Origin of the sequence: Spirosoma pollinicola (genome assembly GCF_002831565.1) — a bacterium.
Taxonomy (GTDB): domain Bacteria; phylum Bacteroidota; class Bacteroidia; order Cytophagales; family Spirosomataceae; genus Spirosoma; species Spirosoma pollinicola.
Genome location: NZ_CP025096.1, coordinates 7,322,788 through 7,348,920, shown reverse-complemented (window position 1 = coordinate 7,348,920; position 26,133 = coordinate 7,322,788). Strand labels below are relative to the sequence as shown.

Sequence of the window (26,133 nt, the reverse complement as noted above, 5' to 3'; positions counted from 1 at the left end):
CTACTTTAGTCAGGATCCTTACAAATGATACCCCTACAACCTGTTACTGGCTTTTTTAAACACGTAGCTGAAGCGCAACAGGCCGTGCAATTATTATTGAGTAGTGGCTTTACCAGCGAGTTACTTAGCCTATCAACGCAATCGTCTTTACGGGCCGCTACCGACCTTGTCCCTCCTAATTCTATCGATGGTGGTTCTGGCCCGGGTAAGACCACATCCGGTTATTTTCTGTTTTCACTCTTTGGTAACCTTGAGGGAGCCGAACCACACCAACCCGATCCAAATGGGAATAGTCCTAGCCCAAACGCTGAGGTCATCTCCCTTAACATCCATGCTACCGTGACGGTGCAGGTCCAATCGACTACTGAAGCTGAGCGGGCTACCGAATTACTCTGTAGCGCCGGAGCTACCACGGATTAACTGTGTAGCTGATACCGACCGCTTTTCGACCAATGACTGTATAGTGGCTTTCACCTCCGCAATGGTCAGCACCGCCAGAAACTTGGCAAACAACAGAAACAGGGCGAAGAACAGACCAAACGTGTAGCGGAAATACTACTATCAACTAGCGTCCGGTGAACCACGGTCCAACTGGCAGGTAAATAATCCCGATGCAGACAGGCAACGACGATAAATAGAATTCGTTTACCCAACCGTATGGTAAGGAGCCGTTGCCGCTTCAGAAACCCGTCGTTCCAACACCTGTTCGGCGGCCTGGAAGGCAATCGCGCCTACGCCTACTTTATTGATAATATCGGCAACGGAGAAGGCAATATGAATCCAGTTCAGATTAACACCCTCCATGGTTGTCAGGATATAGCCAATGGGGTACACGCCCCAGAATGTGGCGGTCATCAGGGCCATCAGTCGAAAACCCCAGCGTTCCTCAGGATGAACGGAACTACTCTGAGCAAAGGTTCGCCAGATGCGCCATAGCGTGAGCAGAACAATCACATAGCCAATAGTTGAAACTGCGCCCCAAATTAGTTTAGGCACCACCAGAATCTGATTATCAACGGATAACTGTTGTTCGCCGATGTAGCCGGTCAGAATCATAAAGAAATCGGCGATCAGCAGCGTGTTAATGAGCAATTGATGATCACGATAGCGAATCTTTACCATCGAGACTATTTTCAATAGTAACAGGGGTGTGGTTACAGCCCAGTCCATGTAGCGAAGCTGACCAATAGCATTATACGACCGATTGATCAGTGTCAGCCGTTTGTCGGGGTCGGACAGATGTGCCAGCTCTTCGAGCATATCATGGTAATAGCTCTGAATCAGAAAGTAGGAGATGCCCGCCACGGCGGCAATGATAGCGGTATAGTTGCGGGAAATGCGGTGTTCGGGTGCCACGCTGGTTCGTGTGCTCAGCGCAAAGATAAAATTACCGATAAATGCGTATAACGCGATCAACATAAAAAACCAGGTGATTACCGGCAATAAACCGACTGAGGCTGCGGTCGGTAAAAACGTATGGGCAAATTCCATTCGGTTAGACAGGTTAAAAAAGCTGTTGGCGGATTCAAGACCGATTGTCCACCCATTGACCGCAGCGTAACTACTTTCTAAGGGGTTTAACACGCTCTACACTTATTGGCCAACTTTGAGTAGCCCACAATAACTGATTGGCGACCCGCATAGTGGCTGGGAAAGTCATCTCGTTCATCCACCACTAAATTCGATAAAGCAATTCGGCTGGTAGAACATTAAAAACATACCTAGTAATTAGGATAAACTACGCTGTTGACAAAACAAAAAGTTGCTCTATCGATACTTTATAGACTGAGAATATACTAATCCGTTTAGCAGGCTAACGAACCGTACGTTATTGATGTCAAGATTAATTACTGGTGAAAGCCCGGTTGTAAAGGTATAGTATCAAAAAAAAGTGAACTATGAGGGTTATCAGTGGAGGCAATGATGACTGTCAGTATGCGCATTGAGAACGATCAGGACTGAGTTTTTGCGTCTCAACTTGAAACTGAAGTTTCACAACTGGATTAGTGGGATAAATTATTTACGGTCATGCAAATGAACAGCACGGACCGCCCCACTTGATCTCTACTGATAATCAGCTAAATTCATTTGGCCAAACTTCAGCCACCAATATGCCCGCATAATAGATGATCAAATTAGTCATGGGTCTGCTACCACTCATCTTTGTACTATCCAGGATTGCTATAACTTAGTTACCCAATGAATGTTAGATGGAGATTTTGGAAGCACAGACCAGTAAATTCCGTAGGCATTTGACCGCGTCATGATAGACCGCGTCAAGGTAACCACCAGTTGTTCAAACTGCACATGTCGCTAACTATTTGTTGGAAAGGGGAATAAGCGGGACCTCCCGGCGTTGGCCACCGTGACAAGGTCTATCGTGACGCGGTCTATCGTGACGCGGTCTATCGTGACGCGGTCTATCGTGACGCGGTCTATCGTGACGCGGTCAGTATCACCGAAATCTCAAGGTAGGTGTTTAAATTCGGTCTACTGCGTTAAGGTCTGTAAAGTTGACAGATCATTGGCCGATAAACGATGACAAGGTCAAGTGGGCATGGGCTTCTTTTCAGGCTCCCTAAGCGCTAAGTCATTGATGAACAGAAGCGAGTGCGGGCAGGATCCCGGATCAATCAGGTTAACGCACTGATGTATTTCTTCAGTCGGCAGTACATCCATTCACCAGTCAGCATCCCTGACAGGGGAGCTATGCAGTACAGCCAAAATGAGTGCCACTCTCCGCCCACGATGGCGGAGGCAAATGTGCGGGCCGGGTTCATGCTCATTCCACTAAGCGGTGCTTCAACCGTGATGAACAGGGTAATCAGCGACGAGACCACGTAAGGCGTATAGCGATCCCATCGTTTTTTGAGACCCATAAATAACACCACGGCGATCAGGAAAAAAGACATGAAAAACTCCGCCCAAAAAGCAATCACGACACCCGATTTGCCGGGTATCGTGATTACGTAGTTGATCTCAGCCGACCGCATCCAGTCCGGAAAAATCAGATAAACCAGATACACCCCCAGGCTGCCGCCAGCCAACTGGAATAAAACATAACAGATAGCGTCTCGCCGGTTTATGTCGCCCAATCGGTAACGGACCAGGGTTACAGCCGGGTTGATATAAGCACCGGATTGCCGACCAAAACGCGACGTGAAAATATATAATCCCGTCAACCCCATGGCCAGCCCCACTAGAAACCGCCTTAGCAAAGCTGATGTTAGCGCGTGCCGGAGAGGCAACCCATGGTATTCCACCACGGCATCAAAGAAACAGGCTGATACCATGAACAGTCCCAGACCCATGGCTTCGTCAACGTATTTAGGGTATTGGGCGATCCAGTTACAGCGCATTCAACGTTTTGGTCAGGTGCTCGGCAACCCGGAATGCATTAGCCATGATGGTTAAGGAAGGGTTCACCGCGCCAATGGATGGAAAAAAACTACCATCGACCACGTACAGATTATCGATTTCATGGGCTTTGCAGTTGAGGTCCAGCACCGAGGTGTTCGGGTCGGTACCAAATCTTGCCGTGCCCACCTGATGGGCAACGCCAGCCAGCGGGATGTCTTTGCTCAGATAAATATCGTGTGGCATAAATACATGCTTGGTATCGATTTTGGCTAATACCTCCTTCCAGGTGGCAATGAGCCGGTTAAAACCCGTTAAATTATTTTCCGTATAATTCAGGTGAATCTGTCCATCGATCACCGCCACCCGGTTGTTTTCGTCGGGCAGGTCCTCGCCGGTAAACCACCAGTCAACGGAATGGTCAGCCATTTCGCTCAGTACCACACCCGGGGTGAAAAATGGAGCGTCGGGTGCAATCTGTCCTTTGTCAGATTTGCCCAACAATTGAACGTGACCCATAGGATACGGAAAATCCCTATCACCAAAATAGTAATCGTTACAGGCCAGTGTTTTTTGAAAACTGGTCGGATTTTCTTTCAGGCTAATACCAAGCATAGCCGCACTGTTGTGCTTCATGAAATTACGGCCTAACTGCCCGCTTCCATTGGCCAGCCCGTTTGGATGTTTTTCATTCGCACTCTTGAGCAGCAGAGCTGCCGAATTGATGGCACCGCAGGCAACTACCACGATAGCCGCTCTAAATTGTCTGGGCTTCCCGTCAATCGTAACATTAATATAATCAATTGCTTTTCCATCTTCGGACGTTATAAGCTGATCAACTTTGGCGTTGATCAGCAGCGTAACCGTTTCCTGGTCCAATGAAGGTCTGACACAGGTGATGTCCGCATCGCTTTTGGCGTGGATCATGCAGGGATACCCATCGCAGGTATTGCACCGGATGCAGGGGCTGTTTAGCGGATCAGCTTCGTTTAGCCTGATAGCGACCGGCATGTTGAATGGCATATGACCATCGTTGACCAGGGCGTCGTGTAATTCCTGTATTCGGGGTTCGTGGCTTACCGCAGGATAGGTATAGTCTTCCGTTCGGAACGGTTCGGTGGGGTCGATACCCATCTTGCCGTGTACCTGGTAAAGTTGTTCAGCAGCGGTGTAGTAGGATTCAAAATCGACGTATTTCAAAGGCCAAGCTGGTGATATACCGCCTTCATGTTGTAGTTCATCGAAATCCTGTTCCCGTAATCGGAACAGGGCGGCCCCATATACTTTGGTATTACCGCCCACCCAATAACCCGTTCCCGGATGCAAATCCTTGCCCTCATTGGTTTTCCAGACTTCGTTGGTGTGATAGCGTTCCTTTTGAAAAACGTCTTTGCTGTTCCAATTCGCTTTTTCGCGGGGGAGATAGCCCCCCCGTTCAAGCACCAGAATACGCTTTCCGGACCCTTTTAGCTGATGTAAGAGGGTGCCTCCGCCTGCGCCGGTGCCGATAATGATCAGATCATACGTTTCCATGCCTTTTGGTTAAGGGTTGTAACGGAATAATTTTTGTTTTCCCAACGGTTGGCTTCGATCCAGAAAAATGTGAAATCGATTGTTTCTCCGCTGAGCAAGTTGGCGGGTATATCGGTGTAATATAACCCGAAGCCCGTGTCCTTACTTGGCGTGTCCTGCACGGTAGCCCAGTTGTCTACCGACCAGTGAACGCGCGCAGCGGTGCGGGTTTCTAGACGCAGTGAATTTCCTTTTCTTACCGATCGACAGGGCAGCATAAACCGCCAGATGTCCAGTTTGGATTTGGTATTTTTGACCAAGTAGCGTGTTACGGTATGGGTTGGCCTATCAAAAACTTTTTGTTCACGGAGGGATGCGCAGAGTTTTACATACTCAGCGTGGGCCCACACCAACGGCATAGCCGAACCGGAGGGGCGGCCGAAAAACAGCTCTTTTTCAGGCATGTCTGCCGAGTCCCACACCTGTTCGGAGAGCAGTTCCCGGTCAGACAACCCTTCCAGGGTTTGCATCAGTTCCTGCGCTCCCTGCATGTTGCCGGCCGCAATTTCATAATGGGCGCGTTCTCCGGTCAACAACGGCCAGAGGCGACCAATGCCAGTGCCATCAAAGGCGGTGCCGTCCTCATGTTCGCCGTACCCGTCGTTGTTATAGCGGTGCCAGCAGGGACCGGATGGGGTCTCCACTTTTAGGTGGGCATCAATGACTTTGATCGTGTTCCGTATTCTGGGGTCATCTGCCTGGCGCAATCCAAACCGCACCAGGCACAGGGCATCTACGCTGATCAATTCATTGACCGGCATATTTTTTTTATCGTCGGGCCGGTTTTTCAGGCTAATGTTCTGGCCCTTGAGGGCTTCGGATCGACAACCTGACGGATTGATACGGATGTAATACCCATCGACACCGGCCTGCCGGGCCATCGGCGTGTCGGTAACGTAGAGCCAATTGTCAATGTTGCTGTTCCAGTAATCAGCTGTCTCGAAGCAGTACTGCGCCAGGGCTTTATCATTATTTCGGATGGCAAAGTCGGCAGCCACCAACAGGGCTGCTATGCAGGTAGCTAACGTAGAAATCGAGATGCCGCTTTCTTCTTCCCACCGCTCCTGCGGGGAGAGTGGACCGTAACGCAGCAAAAAGGTAGCGGCCTTGCGGACACAATCCCAGGCCGCTTTTTCGGCCTGTTTCGTCAATACACTTTTGGTGCTGCATTGTCCCATCAGCAATATAGGAAACGCGAGTTGATCAAGTTGCAGGCCATTCCAGTACGGATCGCCTTCCAGCCACATATTCTGGGGCCAGTGTCCATCGGCTTCCTGGGTAGCCATCAGGTAGTTTAGCACGCGCATAGCATCGTCGTGCGCGCCAAAGGCCAAAAATCCACCTGAACATTCCACAAGATCACGTGGCCATACCAGGTGATAGCCGCCGATGTTTCCATCGCCTTTGGTATTGCCCCAGGGAATGGATAAACTGGCGATTACCGCGCCTGGAAAATGAGTGGCTTCATGCATGCGCATGACGGCGATGCTGTTCCGAAATAGTTTGCCGACGTTTCCGCCAGTTGACGCCTGAATCCGGCTATGCCATTGCTGCCATTGGCTCACGTACAGTTCTTTGACAGCGTCAAACCCCTGGATCAGGCTGGCCCTGGCACGAACTGCTGCTTCCTTGTAGTTACGACCAAACGATAGGGCCACCGTAAATTCTTCCTGATCCTCTCCGATGCCTATTTGGGCCGTCAGGGCAATATTACCCGCTTCAGCCTGTGTAAAGGTCCATTCCATCGTGCGATGGGTACTAATATCCTGATAGCCATCTGAGCTACTGACGTACCCCACTGAACGCCTGACAAATGGCAGGGAACAGGCCAACGCGAGTGTAATACCCTCTCGTTCCGCAAAAAGCATTGGAACCCCTTTGTAATCACTCGTCCATCCGGTATTGCCCCCCCCCTGATTGCTGATATGCGGTGCCAGCAGAACAAAAACCTGATAATCCTTCGGCGGGCCGGTTGAGGAGGTAAATTTAATTTTCTGCAACACCGTATTGCGCAGCGGATCGGCTATAATCTCTTTTCTCAGGGTGTAGCGTTTGTCCTTACAGGTACTCGAAATCAAATAGGCTGGCACACCCGGTTCCAACATCTGCACATCGGCGTCAACATCTCGTTTTTCTTCGGAGAAAAAATCCGTTCCGTTGGTCACCAGCAATTCCATATCCCTGGTGCAGGCATTGTCTTCCCGGGGATAATACACTTCGTTTAGAATGCCGTGGCTAATGGTAAAACTGATGGGATTACTCGCGTCGATTGCTTTGCCAATTCCTGACTTAGCACTGGAGGTCCATTTACCAGGAATCCCCGGTGCGCCAAACGCATAGTGGGTTTCGTTATTCATAAGGCTAAAATTTAGCGTTGAACTGAAGTCCGTGCCATGAGTTGGCAGTTTCAGCTTTTCCAGAGCGTATCTGCTCACCAGTAAATTGTTAAACCGCCTACAAAACTCACGGGTAGAAGCCGTTTTGCCAATGATAGACTACCCGCATAGTGATATTGGTTATCAGGAAGCAGGATGATAAAAAGCAGGGCTGATACTGATGGTTATCATCTTCATTAGTGCACTGGGCTCGTTCGCTTTAGAAGGACACTGAAGCAAACGAGCCACGCTTGTGTATTTTATCCTTAGTTCGTTTGGCAGATTAAGTGATTTAGTGCGAACGACGGTAGGCAGAGCCAATCAGCTTACCAACTCATCAAAATGATAGGGCCTGATCGAGACAAAAACTACCGCCCGCTAACCTGGCCGACTCCCACGACGGGTCGCGGCCAACAGGTACCTGATGAACCCAGACCGTTTCGCCTTGCCTAATCGAGCCGCTATCATAAATTGTAGGAGTAGCCGGATCGATCATCCAATTTGTTCCCCCTATCGCCCGACAAGGCCTATATAATCATCGGTAACAAAAACGATTGTGATGGGCCTGGGCCAGACGGCGATAAAGATGATCCAGTAAAATTACAGGCTTTTGTAGACTTGTAGACTATGTGCCGACGGGAGCCCTTCGGCACATAGTCTCCTGGTGTCTGCTAACGCTCAAGAGCGCGCAAATAACAGCTCATTTAATCGAGTGAATACGTCATCAGCCCTATTACAGCTTCGTTAAGTAAACAGCTAAAGAAGTACTTTAAGGAAAATAGAAATAGTTGTCCGTTTTTGCTAATGTATTATCCTGATTTTATTCGGACGTTTAATTGAACGGTTGCCGGGTAGGAGGGAAGGGGCTGGAAACGGCCCTTTCTGCGTTCAATAAACCCGTTCAGTTTAGTAGTTCAGACTTTTTTAATGTGTTGCGGTTTATTTGGACGTTTGATGCCCATCAGCGGCAATGAAAAGTTTTCCCACTACAGCCGAACTTGCCAGGAAAGTCCTACGAATCACTGAAAAGCCTTTATCAACCGATACTGATTGGCTTAATAAGCTTTCTATCACACCAGACGGATAGTCAATGATTGAGCTAATTTCAGTACAGTTGATACTGATTTAAGGTACTCTGTAAAAAGGTTATTAGTTTCTGGACTAATGAATCAGGAGCCATAATCTTCACTGAATTACCGAATCGAGCTAATTCAAATACAAGTTCTTGGTTAATAATGATGCATAGCTTTACCCGAAATTCATCCTTGCTATCCACTAAAATATCCTCTTTCCGAAACGGATAAAAGGGCTGGGCCCGAAAATGAAGCCCGGCTTTTTGAGTAAATGATAGAATCACATCCTCAGCCGGATCATCATACACGGCCACACCCAAAGCCGGACGAAAATAAGCCTCGGCATCAAACGGTGGTGGATCAATAGATAGGGCTGTCGATTTGAGTGAGTCGGCAATCACGCGGTCTAATCCGAATACCCGCAGTTGGGGTGGGTAAAGTTCATATCCGATAATGTACCACCGGTTGCGGTGCTCTTTCATTAAATGTGGAAACACCGTGCGTAGGCGGGGAGCAGCATCATCATACTTCTGGTACTTAAATTCAATAACTTGTCGGTTCATACAGGCCACCAGTAGCTCGTCCAGCAACTCGTTACCCTGTCCCGGTGGAACGGCTTCGAAAGCAATGTAGGCCTGTGAGGTTGACGGCTGACTAATCCGGAAGCGGACTGCCTGCTCAATCTTCTCCACAGCCCCCCGGAAATCGGCAAATACGGCTAAATCCCTGAATTGATTCAGCGTAGTCACTGCGTTTTTCAGAGCCGCTACATCCTGGTTGGTCAACTCAATTTCAATTGTCTTCAAATCAAACGATTCGTAATAATGATAACCTCCCAGTCGACGACTGAATTTAATGGGTGCCCGGTACCGGTCGCGCATTTGGTTAATGTCCTCCTTGAGCGTGCGTTCGGCCACTCCACAAACCTGCATAAGTTCGGCGGTAGGAATAGCGGCCCCGCGCCGGAGCTGGTCATTGATGCGCTGGAAACGTTGCGATTGTGAGACAGGCATGAGGTCAAAAAATAACTGATCAAATATAAGTATCGTGCATGGAGTATGCACGGAACTACTGCACCTTTGTTGAGTGACTGATAAGAAACTAGCCTTTTTTGTCAATCACACTCACCTTTGGCTACCTTGTCCTATATATCCACATGCAGTTTAAGCTTACACTTCGTCCAACGGCTAGCCAGACGCTGGTTCCCTTTAATTACGCGTATCGGCTTAGTGGTTTTATTTATTCGGTAATAGCCGATGCTGATGCACAATATGCCCGTTTCCTGCATGAAAAGGGGTACTTGGCAACCAGTACCCGACGCTTCAAGCTGTTCACGTTTTCGGATTTAATTATGCCCAATGCGCGCCTGGATGCACGAGCGGGTGGCATGTGGGTCAACTCGCCTTATATTGAATGGGTCGTTAGTTTTTACATCGATTCAGCGGCCCAGCATTTCATCATGGGCCTGTTTCAGGACCAGCGTTGCGTGATTGCAACCCCCCGTCATCGAGCGGAGTTTATCATTGAACATGTAGAGGCCGTACCTGTAGAGATTACCAGTCAATCTGTGTTGTTACGTACACTGTCACCGGTAGTGATTGCCGAGAAAGACACGCGGGGTATGGATCAATATTTACACCCCGCCGATGCGCAGTTTGGCCCTTTTCTGGTATCGAATCTACTGGCGAAGTATGACAGTATACAAAAAACTTTAGCCGCTGGTGGAAATCTTGACGATGATCCGGACCCTGTTTCGATAATCTATGAGTTGTTGCCCAATCCGGGGCGTAGTGCAGCCCAACCAAAATCAAGATTAGTAACGATAAAGGAAGGCTCGCGGGAAGAAACCAAAGTGCGCGGGTATTACGGCTTCACTTTTGAACTAAGCGGACCAAGCGAATTGCTGGAACTGGCTGTGCTTGCCGGAGTGGGGCGATATAATGCGGAAGGGTTTGGGGCGGTGGGTGTGAAGTAATAAAAGCAGATCCCATCAAACCCGTGCTAATGCAATTCCCAACATAAGCTGAGTTTCAGCACTCGATCAGATCTGCTTGGCGGCAAATGTAAATAAGCTTCAATGATAAGAGCTATTCATACTATCCTTACAAAAGACGATGATTCTGTTTAAAGATTACACCGGTAACGCCATGTTGAACAACGCACTACAAACTATTGAAGCGTTGGCAGGACAAGGTATCAGCAATATTGATGCTGATACCTTGCTTAAGCTCTTTAACAATCCCTATCGAGACGGATTGCACACGCTCACAGGCCTGAACAAGCGTCTGAAAAGTTATACGATGTTTTTCTCGAAAAATGGCCCCCTTTTTAATGACAAAGAGTTTGGTGAAGCTATTTACAAGCACTTAATCACCAGCATTTTATCAAATGTTGAAAATGAAGGGCCGTACACGTGTGAGTTATCAGGCCTTCGCTTTAAGACAACGTTTGAGGTCTTCTATGAACAGACACTCCGTAAAGTTGGCTACCCTGCCATTAAAATTAACGGAAAGGACAAGACAGTTAACCGCTGCTGGTTTCCATTGCTAGGTGGTTTAGGCTCAGATGCACAAGCATTACCACAGGCCAAGTTCGCGCTTACGGTACATCCGGTTTGCTTAGCCATATTGCAGTTCTTGCCTTTATCGGCCGTTCTCTATAAAAGTAATCTTCTCCTTGTTGATGCATCTAATGAGGATCTGTCCAAACGATTAATTGCTGACCACGTTTCATTGATAAAAAGCAAAGCAACAGCGGGCGCGGCTACCTCATCGGTCGAGAATATAAAGGATTATACAAAAGGGCATTATCTGCTTAGAGCGTTGAATATTCTTGCCAGTAAGGAGCGTGACGATACAATCACAGCTTTTAATCTTTGGTGTTTCACAAATTCAGGGACCGGAGCTAGTTGCGAGATTGACCGTATTCCTAGTCAGCTTATAAACGACCTCCGTAGCCTCTACAAAAACCCTTCCTTGCGCCCAACTGTGGAAGGTATTCTAAAAAACTCCAAGATTCAGTCAGACTTTTTGGACAACCTGGAAGGGCACCTTGATTTTTATGGGCTTTATCCCAACAAAAACTCAGATGGAGTTTCCATCCATTTCTATGAAGCCTATCAGCGTTTGATTGGAAACGGAGAAAGACTAGGCTATGCGAAATACGTTGCTCACCTACTAAGCAAAGAGGAATGGAACAAAAACCAGCACAAGTTTTTAAGCAAAACGGATGCACCAACCAGCGATTATGCATTATATAAAAGCATGGTTTATAAAGCGTTAGTAGGCGCCGCAAGTCGTAAGGAGTGGCATTGGGCGCATCATGTCTCAATCCTAAATTCGCCTGATAAGATTCCAATAGATAGCACCATTAGTCGAATGTATCGGATGGTCCATTTCTATTATTCAGCGTTGTCGGCTGAAGACGACGTAGTCATGCCCGCAATTCCTGATGTATCAAATCAACTCATTGGACAGGCAGTCAACGTGTTCTTTCAGGTGATGGGTGAGGATAAACGAAACTACTCCAGCCGTTGGTTAGGCTCTCGCTACCAGGAAGTGAATCCATTACCATTATTGGTTCGTGAGGGTAGTCGGTTCTACGATTTAGATGTAGTCTACGCATTATTGTTCGACTTGGAGAATAGACAAATCGCCTATGGTTTACGGGATATACTGCGCGTTTACCTTAACTACCACCACAATAGCTCCCTTCCGCAACTGGACGTCCAGCCAACAAATCTGCTTCCCATACCTGATTCGGAGCAAATGGCCTATCTGAATAAACTTCGAGATTTTGCAAACGAGTACGTAGCCTATTACCGTGACGGGCGAAATAAAGGAAAGCTGGATGAAGCAAAGTTTCGACAGCATGTGCTGCTTCCTATGCGTCAGGACAATTTCCAGATTTCGCAATGGTTAAATAACGTCACTGAAAATATGGCAGGAGAAATCAACAAGTTATCAGGTCAATCTTTTGCGTCGGCCCTTTCCTCTGAAGAACTTTTATACGACTACACAGGCCGATACAACCCCGCGTTTGCTCGGTTCGCTCTTGAGTATCTCTTAAATCAATTCTATCACCAATTAACACTTACCCTCACAACTGTTTATTATGGCAACGCTTAACAACATTACGGGTGCTTTAGTCATCGACGGCACGGCCGCTTTCCTGAATGGTGCTGGCCTAGGCGCTGGCGAAGATCGCAACAAAGTTGTCCCAAAAGTATTTGAGGAAATGATCAATGGACGCCGAGAAAAAGTGCCTTACGTATCGGCGCAAGCATGGCGTCGGTGGCTCCGAAATACTTCTAATGAAGAAAATAGCTGGACGCCCAGCGACCTACAGGCTATCGGTGTCTCCAAAAAAGGGACCACCAACAAAATTTCTACGCTTCTCGACCCAATTGCGTACCCCGAAGACGATTTGTTCGGCTATATGCGTAGTGGCGGCAATGACAAGTCGGCGGCAAGTGATGAAGATGAGGAAGATGAAGCACCTACAAAAACCAAAGCTGAAAGCGTTCAGCGGACATCGCCGTTCAAATGCTCTATTCTTAAAGGTATTCGAGGAAAACGTGTATTAAATGTTGACGAGGGATTTGTTCACCTTAAAGAAAACACGCCACTACCCTATTCTACGCAGTTTTATGCGGCTCACCTCGAAGGGTTCTTCAATCTTGAATACTACCGACTTGGGCAGTTTGACAACCTTGGAAGCAAACAGGAATTGGCTTCCGAAACTGTTAAGCAGTATGCCGACCATCTAACAGGCCAGCCTTTGGGTTCTAAAGGGACATTCCGGCGATTTACCCTAAAAGATGCAGAGCAGTCACGTAAAGAACGGGCGGCTGGTTTACTACGTGGGTTAGCTTTTCTAAGGGGTGGTGCCAAACAAGCTGCTTTCGGTACCGATGTAAGCCCAAAGGTGTTAATTCTGGCGGGGCTTGAATGCGCTAACCCTGTATTCAACAACCTTTTTGAGGGTTCAGGCGAAATGCCTTCACTAAAAATCAAAGCCTTACAGCAAATTATGGACGATTACCGAAATAAGCTGGCCACACCTGTGTATATCGGCATTCGTGAGGGGTATTTACAAAATGAAGCCGATGTAAAAGCACTCGCGGACGGTACCAATGTTGTCGTCGGTTCGCCGATTAGCGTTGCACAATCGTTCATCAAAGCCCACTTAATCACAACACCCAATGAATGAGGTTCTGGAAGTTAAGTTCGACGGTTGGACGACTACCCCCCGGCTTCCATTTGTACTTTCAGGAAATGCGCTTTGTATGACTGTGCCTTCCTATTCTTCCTTGTTAGGACTTATCGGCTGTTGCTTGGGCAGAATTGTTTCGCATACAGAAGTGCAATTTGGTTTTCATTATCAATATTCAACGACCGGAAATGATCTGGAAACCCGGCAACGCTTAGAATTTGATGGCCGAATGGTGAAGCCACACGCAAAGGGGACAGATGCTTATAAACGTGAGTTTCACGTCGTATCCACTACCGACTCAGCAGGCGACCTACAACCCTGCCTGACGCTCTGGCTAAACCGAATAGACTGGATTGATTATTTCCGATATCCAATTGGTACACCTGCTTTAGGGCGTTCTCAGGATTTACTACACATTCGTTTTGACTCGGTCAAAATCATGTCCGTTGAGCCGGTTTCTACCACAAACGTTGGTGGTTGTGCACTACCATTCAAATCGGGCATGCAGGTAGCGGGTCAATTAGTTCAATTGGCCGATGCTTACGAAGAATACGAACGCATCGGCGCAGGTCGGAAGCCGATAAACCCACGCGTATTTATAAATCTCTCTCACGAGACGAATCAGGAAGTCACAATGGCCAACTTGTTCAGGACCAGTGAAGGCCAGAGCTTTTACCTACATAATTGGCAGTAATTGTATATGGATTTTAGTGTCTATAAGGCTAAAAGTGATGACCCCACACATGCATTGTGCATGACGCTGGAAGAACACACACGGCGAGTAATCCGGGCAGCTACCGAACTGGTCAATCGACTCCCATTTACCCAAACCGAGCGCACCGAATGGCTGGAGAAAGCTATTCGGTGTGCCGTATGGCATGATCTGGGCAAAATTCATCCCAGCTTTCAGCTAAATCTTAGAAAAGGAACAACCGTTGTTAGTATAAGACATGAATTGATTTCGCTCTGGTTTTGTGAGCAGTTCTTAACGTTGCCTATTGATGAGTTATTTGCTATCGCTACCCATCATAAAGGAATTGTCTCAGATGGATTCAAGCGCCTTTCTTTTGAGGAAATAGGGACTGATCTATCTTATCATTTGACGGAAGATTCAAAATCGGTGAATAACGCTGAAGAAATAGTTAAAGCGTGGGCTATTCTTTTCGATGATACTTCGCCAGTTCTTAACAACCTTTCGCCAGCAACCATCTATTCACATGAAATTAGCAATCTTCTGATGAAAGATCGGCAACGCAACCAACCTGTCGATTGGCTGCAATTAGCTAGGATGCGAGGTTTACTGATGGCTGCTGACCACATTGGTTCGGCTAAAACGGAGTGTGATTTACCTGTTTGGAAGCGACTTGAACTAACCGATTTATATCCGACGATATCAACTGAGAGTAAGCAACTCGTTAGAACTGCCTTTCGACCGTTTCAGATTAGAATGCAGGAGTTCAAAGGCGATGTAATCCTACATGCGCCTACGGGTTCGGGAAAAACTGAAGCGGCACTAAGTTGGGTTTATGCCAATCAAACCGAGAATGTCAGACTTTTTTACATTCTACCTTACACTGCCAGCATTAACGCTATGGTGCGTAGGCTAAAAGGAGTATATGGCAAAGAACGGGTAACAGCCTTGCATAGCAAAGCCCTTGATTTTTTCTACGAGGAAGCTATCAATGAGACAAATAACTTTCAACGAAGTGAGCAAATCGCCCGAAATAAGCGGTCGGCTTCTCGCGAGTTATTCTATCCGGTCAAAGTTGCCACGTTGCATCAGGTCTTGAAACATGCGTTGCATGGCAAAGGCTGGGATATGAGCCTGTTCGATTACCATAATGCGTTGTTTATCGTTGATGAGTTTCACACTTACGATGCACACTTAACCGGCATGATGCTGGCTACATTGAAATGGTTGAAACATTTCTGTAATGCCAAGATCTTACTGATGTCAGCCACTATCCCTAAGTTTCTGCTTGATCGAATTATCACAGAATTATTTGACGGAGATAAATTAAGAATCGTTCGGCCCAAAGCCAAAGAGCCTGCCGATGCCGAAATACTAAAACGTATCCGGCACAAACTTGTCTGCCACCCTCAACAGATGATTTCTAATTCGTTGAGTCAGATTACCACGATTCTTGAAGAGAGTAAAAAAACGGTGCTCATCATTGTCAACAATGTAAAATCCTGTCAGGAGTTGGCAAAGGCATTCGCCAAGTATGAGCCTAAGCTTTTACATGGTGGATTTCACCGAGAAGAACGCTCCGAAATAGAAAAAGCTATCACGGCCAGCGATAAGTCAAAACGCCCTCGGTTGTTAATTGCGACCCAAGCAGTAGAGGTCAGTCTCGATATTGATTATGACATTGCATTTATTGAAAATGCGCCAATGGATGCTCTAATCCAACGGTTCGGCCGGGTCAACCGTGCTGGCAAACGGAAGAAACCTTCAGAGATACATCTCTTTGAACAAAGCATAGGCAATACCAAACGTATTTATGACGAGGCTATTGTTAAGGAAACTTGGAGAGTATTATCAACTCTTGACAGCCAAGAACTATCAGAACAAAATTTGGTAGATGCGTGCGACGAAGTTTACGTAAATGGATACACAGATGAGCAGGAACGAAATTTTCAAATTGGTTTTACTCATGACCGCATTGCCAACTTTGAAACGTCCTTCTTTGCTGGCGATTGGTCAGACTGGGTAGAAGACGTAATTGAAAAAAGCAACTTAAAAATTGACATTTTATGCCATAACCTTAGATGCGAATTTGAAAAAAGGCGCGCTGAGGGTAGATACATTGAAGCCAGTCAACTGTTTGTTCAAGTGTACCCATGGGAATGCCCAAAAGAGTATCAGAATAAATTAGAGGATAAGCAAAATACACTTGTCGCAACAAACTTAAAATACGATTCGGGTATTGGTTACCAACGTATTGAACGCTCGCCTGATTTTAATTTCTTATAACCTATGCAGCCCAACTACACCAACTTTCTTTCCACCATTAAAACCCGTATCCGGCAGGCGCAGTACGATGCGTTACGGGTTGTCAACCAGCAGCTGATTAAGCTTTATTGGGATATGGGTCAGCTGATTGTGGAAAAGCAGGAAACGGATGGATGGGGAAAGTCGGTCGTTGATCAACTATCAGCAGACTTGCAGACGGAGTTTCCGGGCATTAGCGGATTCTCGGCTCGTAACATCTGGAATATGAGGCTGTTTTACCTGACCTATAAAGACGATCTAATTCTGCAACCATTGGTGGCAGAAATTGCCTGGTCGCACAACCTGTTGATTGTCGAGAAATGTAAGGATACGTTGCAACGGGAATTTTACCTCAAAATGACCCGAAAATTTGGCTGGACAAAGAACGTGCTAGCCAATCAGTTGGCGGGACAAGCCTATGAGAAATACCTGTTGAACCAGACAAATTTTGACCAAACACTGCCCGACGTGTATCAACAACAAGCCAAGTTGGCCGTCAAAGACGAATATACATTTGGATTTTTGGAGCTAGCCGAAGAACACAGCGAAGCCGAGCTGGAAACCGCTATCGTTCAAAATATTCGTAAGTTTTTGCTGGAGATGGGCGGCTATTATACGTTCGTTGGTAATCAATTTCGCATGGAAGTTGGTGGCCAGGAGTATTTTATCGACTTACTGCTGTATCACCGAAAATTGCGTTGTTTAGTTGCGCTTGAACTGAAAATTGGGGAGTTCAAGCCGGAATATGCCGGTAAGATGCAGTTCTATTTGGCTGTGCTGAATGATACCGTGAAGCTACCCGATGAGCAGGCTTCGATTGGTATCATTGTCTGCCAAAACAAAAATCGAACCATTGTGGAGTACGCGCTGAAAACCTCTGATCAACCGATTGGTGTATCTGCCTATAGTATTCGGGAGGAACTGCCGCAGGAGTTCAAACATCTGTTGCCCTCTGCCGACGAAATCCAGGAGCGTTTACAGCACCTAAACTTATAACCTGATGTTTCCTACCGCTACGCTCGTTAACTACCTGCACCTGTGCCACCGCAAACTCTGGCTGCACGCCAATCATATTCGCATGGAGCACACATCGGAGGCTGTAGCCGAAGGAAAGCAACTCCACGAACACGCGTATCCCCAACGCACCGAGCGTTACCGGGAAATCACCCTCGACGGCTCCGTCATCGACTTCTACGATCCTTACAACAAGGTAGTGCATGAAATGAAGAAGTCGGATAAGATGGAGCATTCCCACATTGCACAGGTGCAATTTTACCTGTATCTGTTACAGAAAAACGGCGTCGAGGGTGCAACCGGATTAATTGAATATCCCAAACTGCGTCAGACGCAGCAAGTCTCGCTGACGGAGGAAGATGTGCCGATGGTTGAGGGATGGATACGAGTTATCGAGCAACTAGTCGACAGTGAAAAATGCCCGGGCCGTATCGCTAAATCGAAATGTCGCTCATGCAGTTATTTTGATTTTTGCTACGTAGAAGAGCTACCCGAATAAATACGTTTATTTTATATACTAGTTCAGCCCTATCCATCCTCCCTAATGAAACAACCCAAATACCTCTTCAATGCTGGCCGGATGAGCCGCAAAGACAACACGTTGAAATTTACGCCCGTTGATGAGGCCGGGGTGGAAGAGCAACCGCGCTATCTGCCCATTGAACAGGTAGGCGATTTGTACGTATTTGGCAGTCTGGATGCCAATAGCGCCTTATACAATTTCCTGGGGCAGGAGGGTATTGCCGTTCATTTTTTCAACTATTACGAGCACTATACCGGCTCGTTCATGCCCCGTGAATACCTGTTGGCGGGTAAGATGCAGGTCGATCAGACGAAGCACTACATGACAGCTAAAAAACGAATTGAAATTGCCCGACGATTTGTGGAAGGCGCAGCTAATAACATCCTGCGAGTACTGAAATACTACAACAACCGGGATAAGGTCAAGGATCTGACCGAGGCAATTGTCAGCATCGAACGTTTATTGGTCAGCGTGCCAACGACAACTGACGTGCCCATGTTAATGGGCATCGAAGGGAATATTCGCCAGACCTACTATGGTTGTTTTGACGCCATCGTGGGGCAAACCTTTTGTATGGATGGACGTAGCAAACGGCCGCCCCAAAACGAATTGAACGCTTTGATTTCGTTTGGTAATATGCTCTGCTACACGGCTTGCCTGAGTACAATTTATCACACGCAATTGAACCCGACGATCAGTTTCCTCCATGAGCCGGGTGCCAGAAGGTATTCGCTGGCGTTGGATTTATCCGAAGTGTTCAAGCCAATTCTGGTAGATCGGCTCATTTTTCGAATGATCAATAAACGGCAGTTGCAGCCGTCCGATTTCCGGTCGGAAGTGGGCGGGTGCGTGCTGAAAGATGCGGCACGAAAGCGCTTCGTGCAGGGGTTCGATGAGCAGCTAAAAGAGACCATTAAACATCGGGCACTGGGGCGCAGTGTCAGTTATCGGCACCTAATGAAGCTGGAGTGCTATAAATTGCAAAAACATCTGTTAGGAGTAGAAGAATACCGGCCCTTTAAGGCGTGGTGGTAAATAAGTGGGACTATGTACGTAATTTTAGTGTATGACATGGGGCAGAAACGCGTCGGGAAGATGCTGAAACTCTGTCGGCGGTATATGAACTGGATTCAGAACTCGGTGTTCGAGGGCGAACTGACCGAGGTGCAGTTACGCGAGCTGCTGCACGAAGCCAAACGCATTATGAACGAAGAGGAAGATAGCCTGATTCTGTTCAAAAATCGAGATCTAAAATGGCTCGATAAACAAATTGTGGGTGTGGAGCGCCAATCGACAGACAATTTTTTGTAGGGGCTATTGTCGTCGGTCGGGCTTAGTTTGTTCTTTGACTTCTTATTATAGGGTAAAAAATATAGTTTAATCGGCTTAACTGTCTGTAAGGTAGCTAGTCGTCAGTCGGCCGGGTTTTTTGTACTATTGCCGACCGACGACTTTTGTACCTTATTTTCGGTCAAGGAGATGGCGTCTGGGCGTTGGAAACGCCCTTTTTTAGGCTTAATTTGACGGCTTTTAATCGTACCAGAGTGGAATTGAAATTACGCTCAGGATTAACAGGCTTTTCCTGCGACACACTTTTAATCGTACCAGAGTGGAATTGAAATTTTGATGGCCCCGCCGAGCGCCCGGCCAATGCCGAAGCCTTTTAATCGTACCAGAGTGGAATTGAAATTCGGGAGCAAGAACCGACGTTTTAACCTCAATTGTTCTTTTAATCGTACCAGAGTGGAATTGAAATGAACGAGGAACACCCGCTGCGGGATGAAAAGTGGGGCCTTTTAATCGTACCAGAGTGGAATTGAAATATCGTGATGGGCGGCACCCGGAACGTGAAGCGATCACCTTTTAATCGTACCAGAGTGGAATTGAAATTTGTTGATGGGCACGACCGGCACTAAAACGTCGGCACTTTTAATCGTACCAGAGTGGAATTGAAATCCATACAGGTAGAACCTAATGTCTTGTGCTAAACGATCTTTTAATCGTACCAGAGTGGAATTGAAATTTCAGGAACGAATCAGAAACACGAATGCAGGCTTTACTTTTAATCGTACCAGAGTGGAATTGAAATATCGTGAAAGTGGTGTTTCCGGACAGGCCGCCGTTCTTTTAATCGTACCAGAGTGGAATTGAAATAACGTAGAGAGTGTGCTTCCCCCTGACGCACTTGGCTTTTAATCGTACCAGAGTGGAATTGAAATCCTTAACCAGGGAGTCAATCACGTCGTCCGCCTTTACTTTTAATCGTACCAGAGTGGAATTGAAATATCTGACCGGATAGATTCATCACGCCGTTTTTGACTTTTAATCGTACCAGAGTGGAATTGAAATTTTCCGATGCTTAACGATTTGGAGGATTTTGACGTACTTTTAATCGTACCAGAGTGGAATTGAAATACCGACAGAAAGAGCAGGGCGAAGCCGCCAAGACACTTTTAATCGTACCAGAGTGGAATTGAAATACGTATTTCTGGGGTATCACGCGGGCCTGAACACACTTTTAATCGTACCAGAGTGGAATTGAAATTTGGCAATCTTTAACCGGAATGTTGCCGAGCCCGCACCTTTTAATCGTACCAGAGTGGAATTGAAATTTATCTCACTGGGCGACAACAACCAGATCACCTTAACTTTTAATCGTACCAGAGTGGAATTGAAATATCGTACAGAACACCCGCGTCGTGGCCGACAACTTCCTTTTAATCGTACCAGAGTGGAATTGAAATAAAATGCCCGTGGGTGTTTTGGTTTACCATTTCTACTTTTAATCGTACCAGAGTGGAATTGAAATTCATAAAGTACCCGCGAGTACCGTGTTAGCCGCCGGCTTTTAATCGTACCAGAGTGGAATTGAAATGTTCCAGTATCTAGTTTGGATTGGCTGCTGCTGTTAGCTTTTAATCGTACCAGAGTGGAATTGAAATTAGAACCGGGAACGGCTTCTTTACGGTATCCTACTTGCTTTTAATCGTACCAGAGTGGAATTGAAATAACCCTACCAGCCAGAGGCAATCAAAAGAACGCTTCTTTTAATCGTACCAGAGTGGAATTGAAATATGGCACTGGCACCGGTGCGGGTAGGTTTGTGATTGCTTTTAATCGTACCAGAGTGGAATTGAAATTTCGCCCCGTTGCGGGCCCTGCTGGTCAAGCCCGAATCTTTTAATCGTACCAGAGTGGAATTGAAATTGTACCAGATGCACTTACCGGCTTCGCCCCGGTTGTCTTTTAATCGTACCAGAGTGGAATTGAAATACAACATTACCACCCGCTCCAAGTGCATCAGCATGACTTTTAATCGTACCAGAGTGGAATTGAAATTCGAAAGCATCGTTGAATCGTTCGAGGAAGATTTGCACTTTTAATCGTACCAGAGTGGAATTGAAATTTCACAGGCCGGGCTGGATGAGTTGTCGAATCAGGACTTCTAATCGTACCAGAGTGGAATTGAAATTCAGATAATTCAGCTTATCGTCTTCCGAAACAGCCGTCTTCTAATCGTACCAGAGTGGAATTGAAATTTCTTTAAACGCTTCCTCAAGCCCTTCCAATCCTTCTTCTAATCGTACCAGAGTGGAATTGAAATTCTTCAGAATCAATGAGATATTGCCCAGATACTCCCTTCTAATCGTACCAGAGTGGAATTGAAATAATACCCGATCAGATGCCGGTGCGGGAAGGCGTCCCTTCTAATCGTACCAGAGTGGAATTGAAATATGTGGCTATAGAGCATTCTAATGGATACTAAATCCTCTTCTAATCGTACCAGAGTGGAATTGAAATTCTGGATGAACAATGATAGCCCCCTCAAAGGGAAGTGCTTCTAATCGTACCAGAGTGGAATTGAAATCTGGCAATAAAGCCCCCGGCTAGTCTTGATGCCTTGCTTCTAATCGTACCAGAGTGGAATTGAAATATAAACCTATACGCCCACGTCGGCGCATGGAACTCCTTCTAATCGTACCAGAGTGGAATTGAAATTCGGACAACGGGGGCAACCCGTTCGGAGTGGCCAACTTCTAATCGTACCAGAGTGGAATTGAAATTTAAGTTCAGACCTGAATCCGCTGCGGATTGAATCCTTCTAATCGTACCAGAGTGGAATTGAAATACCGACAGGAAAACGTTTATCATTTCTAATTCAGCCCTTCTAATCGTACCAGAGTGGAATTGAAATTACCAATACCGGTATAGCTTGAGTCACTGGTAAGCGCTTCTAATCGTACCAGAGTGGAATTGAAATGAAGTTTCCGGCAGTAAAGACAAGCATCATTAGTGCCTTCTAATCGTACCAGAGTGGAATTGAAATTTGACTAAACTCAAAGGAGCGGAAAATTTAATCCGCTTCTAATCGTACCAGAGTGGAATTGAAATACGTATGCCGTTGGCGGTTCACTACAAGCCTTGCAAGCTTCTAATCGTACCAGAGTGGAATTGAAATATATTTACGGCTGTAGCTGTGGCCGTAGCGAGTGCCTTCTAATCGTACCAGAGTGGAATTGAAATTTGAATTTTATATAATTGGTCGGGTTTGCGTTGACTTCTAATCGTACCAGAGTGGAATTGAAATATGGACTGCAAGCGGTCAATTTCTTTATTCTTTTTGCTTCTAATCGTACCAGAGTGGAATTGAAATATGGGAGAAAAAGGGGTACGGAGGACGTATAAACAATCTTCTAATCGTACCAGAGTGGAATTGAAATGGGTAAAAGGATTGAGCGAACTTAAGCCTGTATGTCTTCTAATCGTACCAGAGTGGAATTGAAATAGGCAAATGGATCATAAAATCACAATTGGCCGTAATCCTTCTAATCGTACCAGAGTGGAATTGAAATATGGGTTTGGGACCGGGTTGGGGTACGGAATAATTGCCTTCTAATCGTACCAGAGTGGAATTGAAATTTTAGTTAGATCTGTTGTAATTGTTGCGGGGAAAGACTTCTAATCGTACCAGAGTGGAATTGAAATTCGGACAGGCAGTAGGATTGCAAGTGGTGCCGTGGGAACTTCTAATCGTACCAGAGTGGAATTGAAATAGTTAAAGACGAACTATGTCTGTGGCATTGATCCCGCTTCTAATCGTACCAGAGTGGACTTGCAACAGTATAGTGGAGATTTTTTAGGCGGCCATTGAGGAAGTGTAAAAATAAGATTCCTGTTGACTGGGCGTGCGGTAATTCAATACTGAATGCTTCCGTCGGCGGTTGTACCATCCCTCGATATACTCGAAAGTAGCCAACCGAGCCGCTGCCCGCGTGGCAAAATAAGTATGATTGACCATCTCGCACTTGAGGGTCTTAAAAAAACTCTCAGCAACCGCATTATCCCAGCAATTTCCCTTGCGGCTCATACTTTGCGCCACCGGTAAGTCCTTTAGTTCATCCCTCTAGCTAGCTAGATTTTCATCACTATGTGGCTTGTGAGCGATGCTGTCATCGGTCAACAAAAGCCCGTCAGGTTCCTGAATTTGGCGGATTAGGGGTTTGACATGTTGCCATAGGGTCCGATTATCGCCTTGAAGTCGATTGAGCAAATCCGTGACCGCATCGTGGCCAACTGCCCCGTCGGTTAAGCGGGAAAGTCCGGTAGCGGTGGTTTGTCCAAAGCTACTGAGTAGATAGTCGGTATAGAGATCAAGTGTAGTCTGCATACTCAAATTTAAACCAACCGCCCAGAAGGTGGCGTAACATCAGTTAGGTTGTAACGGAACGCAGATTTTTATGATTTTCAGGGTCAAATATGATTTTAAGATCAATTCATCACTAGAATCATGTTTGATCCCGAAAATCATAAAAATCTGTGGTCTATAATTAACAAATTTCGCCGGGTGTGCACGTAGGTCCGTCGGCAGTAAGTTGAGGGATGACAGGATTGGTTTTCGCCCATTCGGCCCAGGCGGTATCAAGAGCGCCAAGGAATGTTTCGGGTTGTTGTGCGCCCGAAACCGCATACCGTCGGTTCAGTACAAAGAAGGGGACGCCCCTTGCACCCACCTGCTGCGCTTCGTACACATCCCCATGAACGGCTTCGGTAAATTCGGTACCAGCCAGCATTTGCTGGATAACCGTGGCATCAAGACCAATTTCGGTGCCTAATTCGACAAGCGTATCGTGGTCTGATGTGTCGCGGCCTTCGGTAAAATAAGCTTTGAATAAACGTTCTTCAATAGCGTCACCTAGACCATTTTGTTTAGCCAGTTGAATAAGGCGGTGTGCATCGAAAGAGTTAGCTACCACGGCTTTGTCAAAGTCGTAGGACAAGCCAACTTCCTGCGCCATAGCCGTAACCCGGTCGTTCATTTGCTTAGCTTCGTCCAGACTCCAGCCTTTAATTTCGGACAGATACTGGTTAATATTTTTGCCCGGTTCTGTTTGCATGTCCGGGTTAAGCTGAAAGCTTTTCCAGACAATATTTACCTGGTCTTTGTGTGGAAACTGACTAAGGGCGTGCTCGAACTTTCGCTTACCGATGTAGCAAAAAGGGCACATGATATCACTCCAGATTTCAACGTCCATTGGTCTCTTAGTTAGGCAGCTTTGGCCAGCTGAATGTTTGCGGATAGTTTGATGTCTTCGCCGAGGGCCAGACCACCCGTTTCAGTTAACGCGTTGTAGGTCAGGCCAAACTCTTTGCGGTTAACTTTCCCCGTCACTTCAAAACCAAGTTTCTGATTACCATAGGCATCTTTAGCTGTTCCGCCATATTCGGCTTTCAGGGTTACGGGTTTGGTAACGCCTTTCATCGTCAGGTCGCCGTTCAGGGCGTACTCATCGTCGTCAATTTTCTTAAAGGACGTCGATTTGAAGGCGATTTTAGGGAAGGTTTCTGCATCGAAGAAATCCGCTCCTTTCAAGTGTGCATCGCGCATTTCCTGATTTGTATCGACACTATCGACATGTAAAGAAAAGTGAATTTCTGCGTTGTCAAAATCGTCACTTTCTGTCGTTGCACCACCCTCAAAATTCCGGAATGTGCCGGTTACGGTCGAGATGACAAGGTGTTTAATCTTGAATTGTACTTCGGAGTGCATCGGGTCTACGACCCAGTTAGTTGTTGCCATGATTGTATTAAATTGAGTGATTTATTTATGAATGTTTGCGATGAATCTGTTAATTGAGATAGCGCGTAGCCGTTGATGGGAAAGCTGTTAATTACATTGGTATAATTCCTAACGGTGTTAGGTAGTGGGTAAAAAAATTAGCCGTTCAGGGCTTTAATATATCCATCAATGGCATCTTTCAAGACCAACTGGCTCCACGGATTAGCGGTTGAATTAGAGTCAATCATCTGAATTGAGACAAGCCCATGCAGAATCGACCAATATGTATGAAATTTCAGGAATGCATCGACCTTCGGTTGTTTGCTTGAACTGATAACTTCCTGAATAACTCCTATTAAAACACCGGAGAACTGCTTTATTTCGGCCACCTGATTCACCTGCTCACAACGGGGAATACCTAGCCCAAACATCAGTTGGTAAAACTCTTTATGGGTAAAGGCAAAATCCCAATAGCCTTGGGCAATGGCTTCTAATTGCTGGCTGGCTTCGATTTTAGTGTCGCGCTGCCAAATCACTTCTTCCGTCAATAACTGGAAACCCTCTCTGGTGAATTCCTGTAAAATAGCATCCTTGTTTTCAAAGTGACTGTAGATTACCGGAACGCTATACTCAATGGCGTCGGCAATTTTGCGGATAGAAAGCGCCTGCCAGCCCTCTTCCAGAACCAGTTGCCAGGCCGCCTGTAAGATGCTTGTTTTGACTTCTACTTTCTGCCGTAACCGACGCTCAAGGATTCCCATTTTGGGTATATGTTAGTCTTTATAACAGTGTTAACTATTCTACTGCTGATAAAGTTTCATAAGGGTTAGTTAATCTTATGAATAGATTTTATGAAAGGGATTAACCACAGAGCGGTGCGCCGTTGCGACACAAAGGCCACAAATGACGTTTCGTTTTGAGAAACTGGATAGTTCAATAAAATACCCAAATGC

At 46.4% G+C, this 26,133-nt stretch carries 18 protein-coding genes, 2 pseudogenes and 1 CRISPR repeat array; of the genes and pseudogenes, 10 read left to right on the top strand and 10 right to left on the bottom strand.

Annotation, left to right across the window (positions count from 1 at the left end; all coding sequences use genetic code 11):
• Positions 1-24: 24 nt before the first annotated feature.
• The gene (locus CWM47_RS30875; RefSeq protein WP_100992417.1) at positions 25-420 is read left to right on the top strand and encodes a hypothetical protein; all 396 of its coding nucleotides are present in this window, start codon (positions 25-27) and stop codon (positions 418-420) included.
• 225 nt (positions 421-645) lie between these two features.
• Here the strand turns inward: CWM47_RS30875 and CWM47_RS30870 are convergent, their stop codons facing one another.
• From CWM47_RS30870 to CWM47_RS30850, 5 genes are all read right to left on the bottom strand, one after another.
• Positions 646-1,491, bottom strand: coding sequence for a bacteriorhodopsin (locus CWM47_RS30870; protein WP_100992416.1), 846 nt, complete (start codon positions 1,489-1,491; stop codon positions 646-648).
• A 1,142-nt stretch (positions 1,492-2,633) separates the two neighbouring features.
• Positions 2,634-3,359, bottom strand: coding sequence for an MIP/aquaporin family protein (locus CWM47_RS30865; protein WP_100992415.1), 726 nt, complete (start codon positions 3,357-3,359; stop codon positions 2,634-2,636).
• Positions 3,349-4,890 (bottom strand): GMC oxidoreductase, encoded by a 1,542-nt coding sequence (locus CWM47_RS30860; protein ID WP_100992414.1) that lies wholly within the window; start codon positions 4,888-4,890, stop codon positions 3,349-3,351. The genes CWM47_RS30865 and CWM47_RS30860 overlap by 11 nt, the downstream gene beginning before the upstream one ends.
• Complete coding sequence (locus CWM47_RS30855; RefSeq protein WP_100992413.1) at positions 4,872-7,286, bottom strand: glycoside hydrolase family 15 protein; 2,415 nt, start codon at positions 7,284-7,286, stop codon at positions 4,872-4,874. The genes CWM47_RS30860 and CWM47_RS30855 overlap by 19 nt, the downstream gene beginning before the upstream one ends.
• A gap of 1,123 nt (positions 7,287-8,409) precedes the next feature.
• Positions 8,410-9,390, bottom strand: a complete 981-nt coding sequence (locus CWM47_RS30850; protein ID WP_100992412.1) for a helix-turn-helix transcriptional regulator — start codon at positions 9,388-9,390, stop codon at positions 8,410-8,412.
• A gap of 143 nt (positions 9,391-9,533) precedes the next feature.
• Between CWM47_RS30850 and cas6 the strand changes: the two genes are divergently transcribed.
• The 9 genes from cas6 (at position 9,534) to cas2 (ending at position 19,434) form a co-directional block, all read left to right on the top strand.
• Complete coding sequence (gene cas6, locus CWM47_RS30845) at positions 9,534-10,352, top strand: CRISPR-associated endoribonuclease Cas6 (protein ID WP_100992411.1); 819 nt, start codon at positions 9,534-9,536, stop codon at positions 10,350-10,352.
• Between the two features lie 139 nt (positions 10,353-10,491).
• Positions 10,492-12,504, top strand: a complete 2,013-nt coding sequence (locus tag CWM47_RS30840) for a hypothetical protein (RefSeq protein ID WP_100992410.1) — start codon at positions 10,492-10,494, stop codon at positions 12,502-12,504.
• The gene (locus CWM47_RS30835; RefSeq protein WP_100992409.1) at positions 12,491-13,588 is read left to right on the top strand and encodes a DevR family CRISPR-associated autoregulator; all 1,098 of its coding nucleotides are present in this window, start codon (positions 12,491-12,493) and stop codon (positions 13,586-13,588) included. The genes CWM47_RS30840 and CWM47_RS30835 overlap by 14 nt, the downstream gene beginning before the upstream one ends.
• Positions 13,581-14,285, top strand: a complete 705-nt coding sequence (locus tag CWM47_RS30830; RefSeq protein WP_100992408.1) for a hypothetical protein — start codon at positions 13,581-13,583, stop codon at positions 14,283-14,285. The genes CWM47_RS30835 and CWM47_RS30830 overlap by 8 nt, the downstream gene beginning before the upstream one ends.
• A 6-nt stretch (positions 14,286-14,291) precedes the next feature.
• Positions 14,292-16,568 carry a CRISPR-associated helicase/endonuclease Cas3 gene (locus CWM47_RS30825; protein WP_100992407.1) on the top strand — a complete coding sequence of 759 codons (2,277 nt, stop codon included), beginning with the start codon at positions 14,292-14,294 and terminating at the stop codon, positions 16,566-16,568.
• Between the two features lie 3 nt (positions 16,569-16,571).
• Entirely contained in the window at positions 16,572-17,582 is a 1,011-nt protein-coding gene (locus tag CWM47_RS30820) for a PDDEXK nuclease domain-containing protein (RefSeq protein ID WP_100992406.1), read from the top strand.
• A gap of 4 nt (positions 17,583-17,586) precedes the next feature.
• Positions 17,587-18,099: a CRISPR-associated protein Cas4 gene (gene cas4 / locus CWM47_RS30815; protein WP_100992405.1), complete on the top strand. Its 513-nt coding sequence runs from the start codon at positions 17,587-17,589 to the stop codon at positions 18,097-18,099.
• Positions 18,100-18,144: 45 nt separating this feature from the next.
• The gene (cas1b, locus tag CWM47_RS30810; RefSeq protein WP_100992404.1) at positions 18,145-19,158 is read left to right on the top strand and encodes a type I-B CRISPR-associated endonuclease Cas1b; all 1,014 of its coding nucleotides are present in this window, start codon (positions 18,145-18,147) and stop codon (positions 19,156-19,158) included.
• Positions 19,159-19,170: 12 nt separating this feature from the next.
• Complete coding sequence (gene cas2 / locus CWM47_RS30805; RefSeq protein WP_100992403.1) at positions 19,171-19,434, top strand: CRISPR-associated endonuclease Cas2; 264 nt, start codon at positions 19,171-19,173, stop codon at positions 19,432-19,434.
• Between the two features lie 216 nt (positions 19,435-19,650).
• Positions 19,651-23,243: direct repeats of the CRISPR family, unit length 30 nt; unit sequence CTTTTAATCGTACCAGAGTGGAATTGAAAT.
• A 17-nt stretch (positions 23,244-23,260) separates the two neighbouring features.
• Here the strand turns inward: cas2 and CWM47_RS30800 are convergent.
• From CWM47_RS30800 to CWM47_RS30780, 5 genes and pseudogenes are all read right to left on the bottom strand, one after another.
• Positions 23,261-23,497: pseudogene (locus tag CWM47_RS30800) on the bottom strand (integrase core domain-containing protein); the annotation flags it as partial.
• A gap of 42 nt (positions 23,498-23,539) precedes the next feature.
• Positions 23,540-23,791 (bottom strand): annotated as a pseudogene (locus tag CWM47_RS30795) (IS701 family transposase); the annotation flags it as partial.
• Between the two features lie 160 nt (positions 23,792-23,951).
• Entirely contained in the window at positions 23,952-24,656 is a 705-nt protein-coding gene (locus CWM47_RS30790; protein WP_100992401.1) for a DsbA family oxidoreductase, read from the bottom strand.
• A gap of 11 nt (positions 24,657-24,667) precedes the next feature.
• Complete coding sequence (locus tag CWM47_RS30785; protein WP_100992400.1) at positions 24,668-25,201, bottom strand: YceI family protein; 534 nt, start codon at positions 25,199-25,201, stop codon at positions 24,668-24,670.
• A gap of 137 nt (positions 25,202-25,338) precedes the next feature.
• Positions 25,339-25,941 carry a TetR/AcrR family transcriptional regulator gene (locus CWM47_RS30780; RefSeq protein ID WP_100992399.1) on the bottom strand — a complete coding sequence of 201 codons (603 nt, stop codon included), beginning with the start codon at positions 25,939-25,941 and terminating at the stop codon, positions 25,339-25,341.
• Between the last annotated feature and the right edge of the window lie 192 nt (positions 25,942-26,133).

Excerpts from the sequence above, each read along its gene's own strand:
- CWM47_RS30830 (WP_100992408.1), top strand. The coding sequence starts at position 13,581 with ATGAATGAGGTTCTGGAAGTTAAGTTCGACGGTTGGACGACTACCCCC.
- CWM47_RS30860 (WP_100992414.1), bottom strand. The coding sequence starts at position 4,890 with ATGGAAACGTATGATCTGATCATTATCGGCACCGGCGCAGGCGGAGGC.
- cas4 (WP_100992405.1), top strand. The coding sequence starts at position 17,587 with ATGTTTCCTACCGCTACGCTCGTTAACTACCTGCACCTGTGCCACCGC.
- CWM47_RS30855 (WP_100992413.1), bottom strand. The coding sequence starts at position 7,286 with ATGAATAACGAAACCCACTATGCGTTTGGCGCACCGGGGATTCCTGGT.
- CWM47_RS30875 (WP_100992417.1), top strand. The coding sequence starts at position 25 with ATGATACCCCTACAACCTGTTACTGGCTTTTTTAAACACGTAGCTGAA.
- CWM47_RS30870 (WP_100992416.1), bottom strand. The coding sequence starts at position 1,491 with ATGGAATTTGCCCATACGTTTTTACCGACCGCAGCCTCAGTCGGTTTA.
- cas1b (WP_100992404.1), top strand. The coding sequence starts at position 18,145 with ATGAAACAACCCAAATACCTCTTCAATGCTGGCCGGATGAGCCGCAAA.
- CWM47_RS30835 (WP_100992409.1), top strand. The coding sequence starts at position 12,491 with ATGGCAACGCTTAACAACATTACGGGTGCTTTAGTCATCGACGGCACG.
- cas6 (WP_100992411.1), top strand. The coding sequence starts at position 9,534 with ATGCAGTTTAAGCTTACACTTCGTCCAACGGCTAGCCAGACGCTGGTT.
- CWM47_RS30785 (WP_100992400.1), bottom strand. The coding sequence starts at position 25,201 with ATGGCAACAACTAACTGGGTCGTAGACCCGATGCACTCCGAAGTACAA.
- CWM47_RS30840 (WP_100992410.1), top strand. The coding sequence starts at position 10,492 with ATGATTCTGTTTAAAGATTACACCGGTAACGCCATGTTGAACAACGCA.
- CWM47_RS30790 (WP_100992401.1), bottom strand. The coding sequence starts at position 24,656 with ATGGACGTTGAAATCTGGAGTGATATCATGTGCCCTTTTTGCTACATC.
- CWM47_RS30865 (WP_100992415.1), bottom strand. The coding sequence starts at position 3,359 with ATGCGCTGTAACTGGATCGCCCAATACCCTAAATACGTTGACGAAGCC.
- CWM47_RS30850 (WP_100992412.1), bottom strand. The coding sequence starts at position 9,390 with ATGCCTGTCTCACAATCGCAACGTTTCCAGCGCATCAATGACCAGCTC.
- cas2 (WP_100992403.1), top strand. The coding sequence starts at position 19,171 with ATGTACGTAATTTTAGTGTATGACATGGGGCAGAAACGCGTCGGGAAG.
- CWM47_RS30825 (WP_100992407.1), top strand. The coding sequence starts at position 14,292 with ATGGATTTTAGTGTCTATAAGGCTAAAAGTGATGACCCCACACATGCA.
- CWM47_RS30820 (WP_100992406.1), top strand. The coding sequence starts at position 16,572 with ATGCAGCCCAACTACACCAACTTTCTTTCCACCATTAAAACCCGTATC.
- CWM47_RS30780 (WP_100992399.1), bottom strand. The coding sequence starts at position 25,941 with ATGGGAATCCTTGAGCGTCGGTTACGGCAGAAAGTAGAAGTCAAAACA.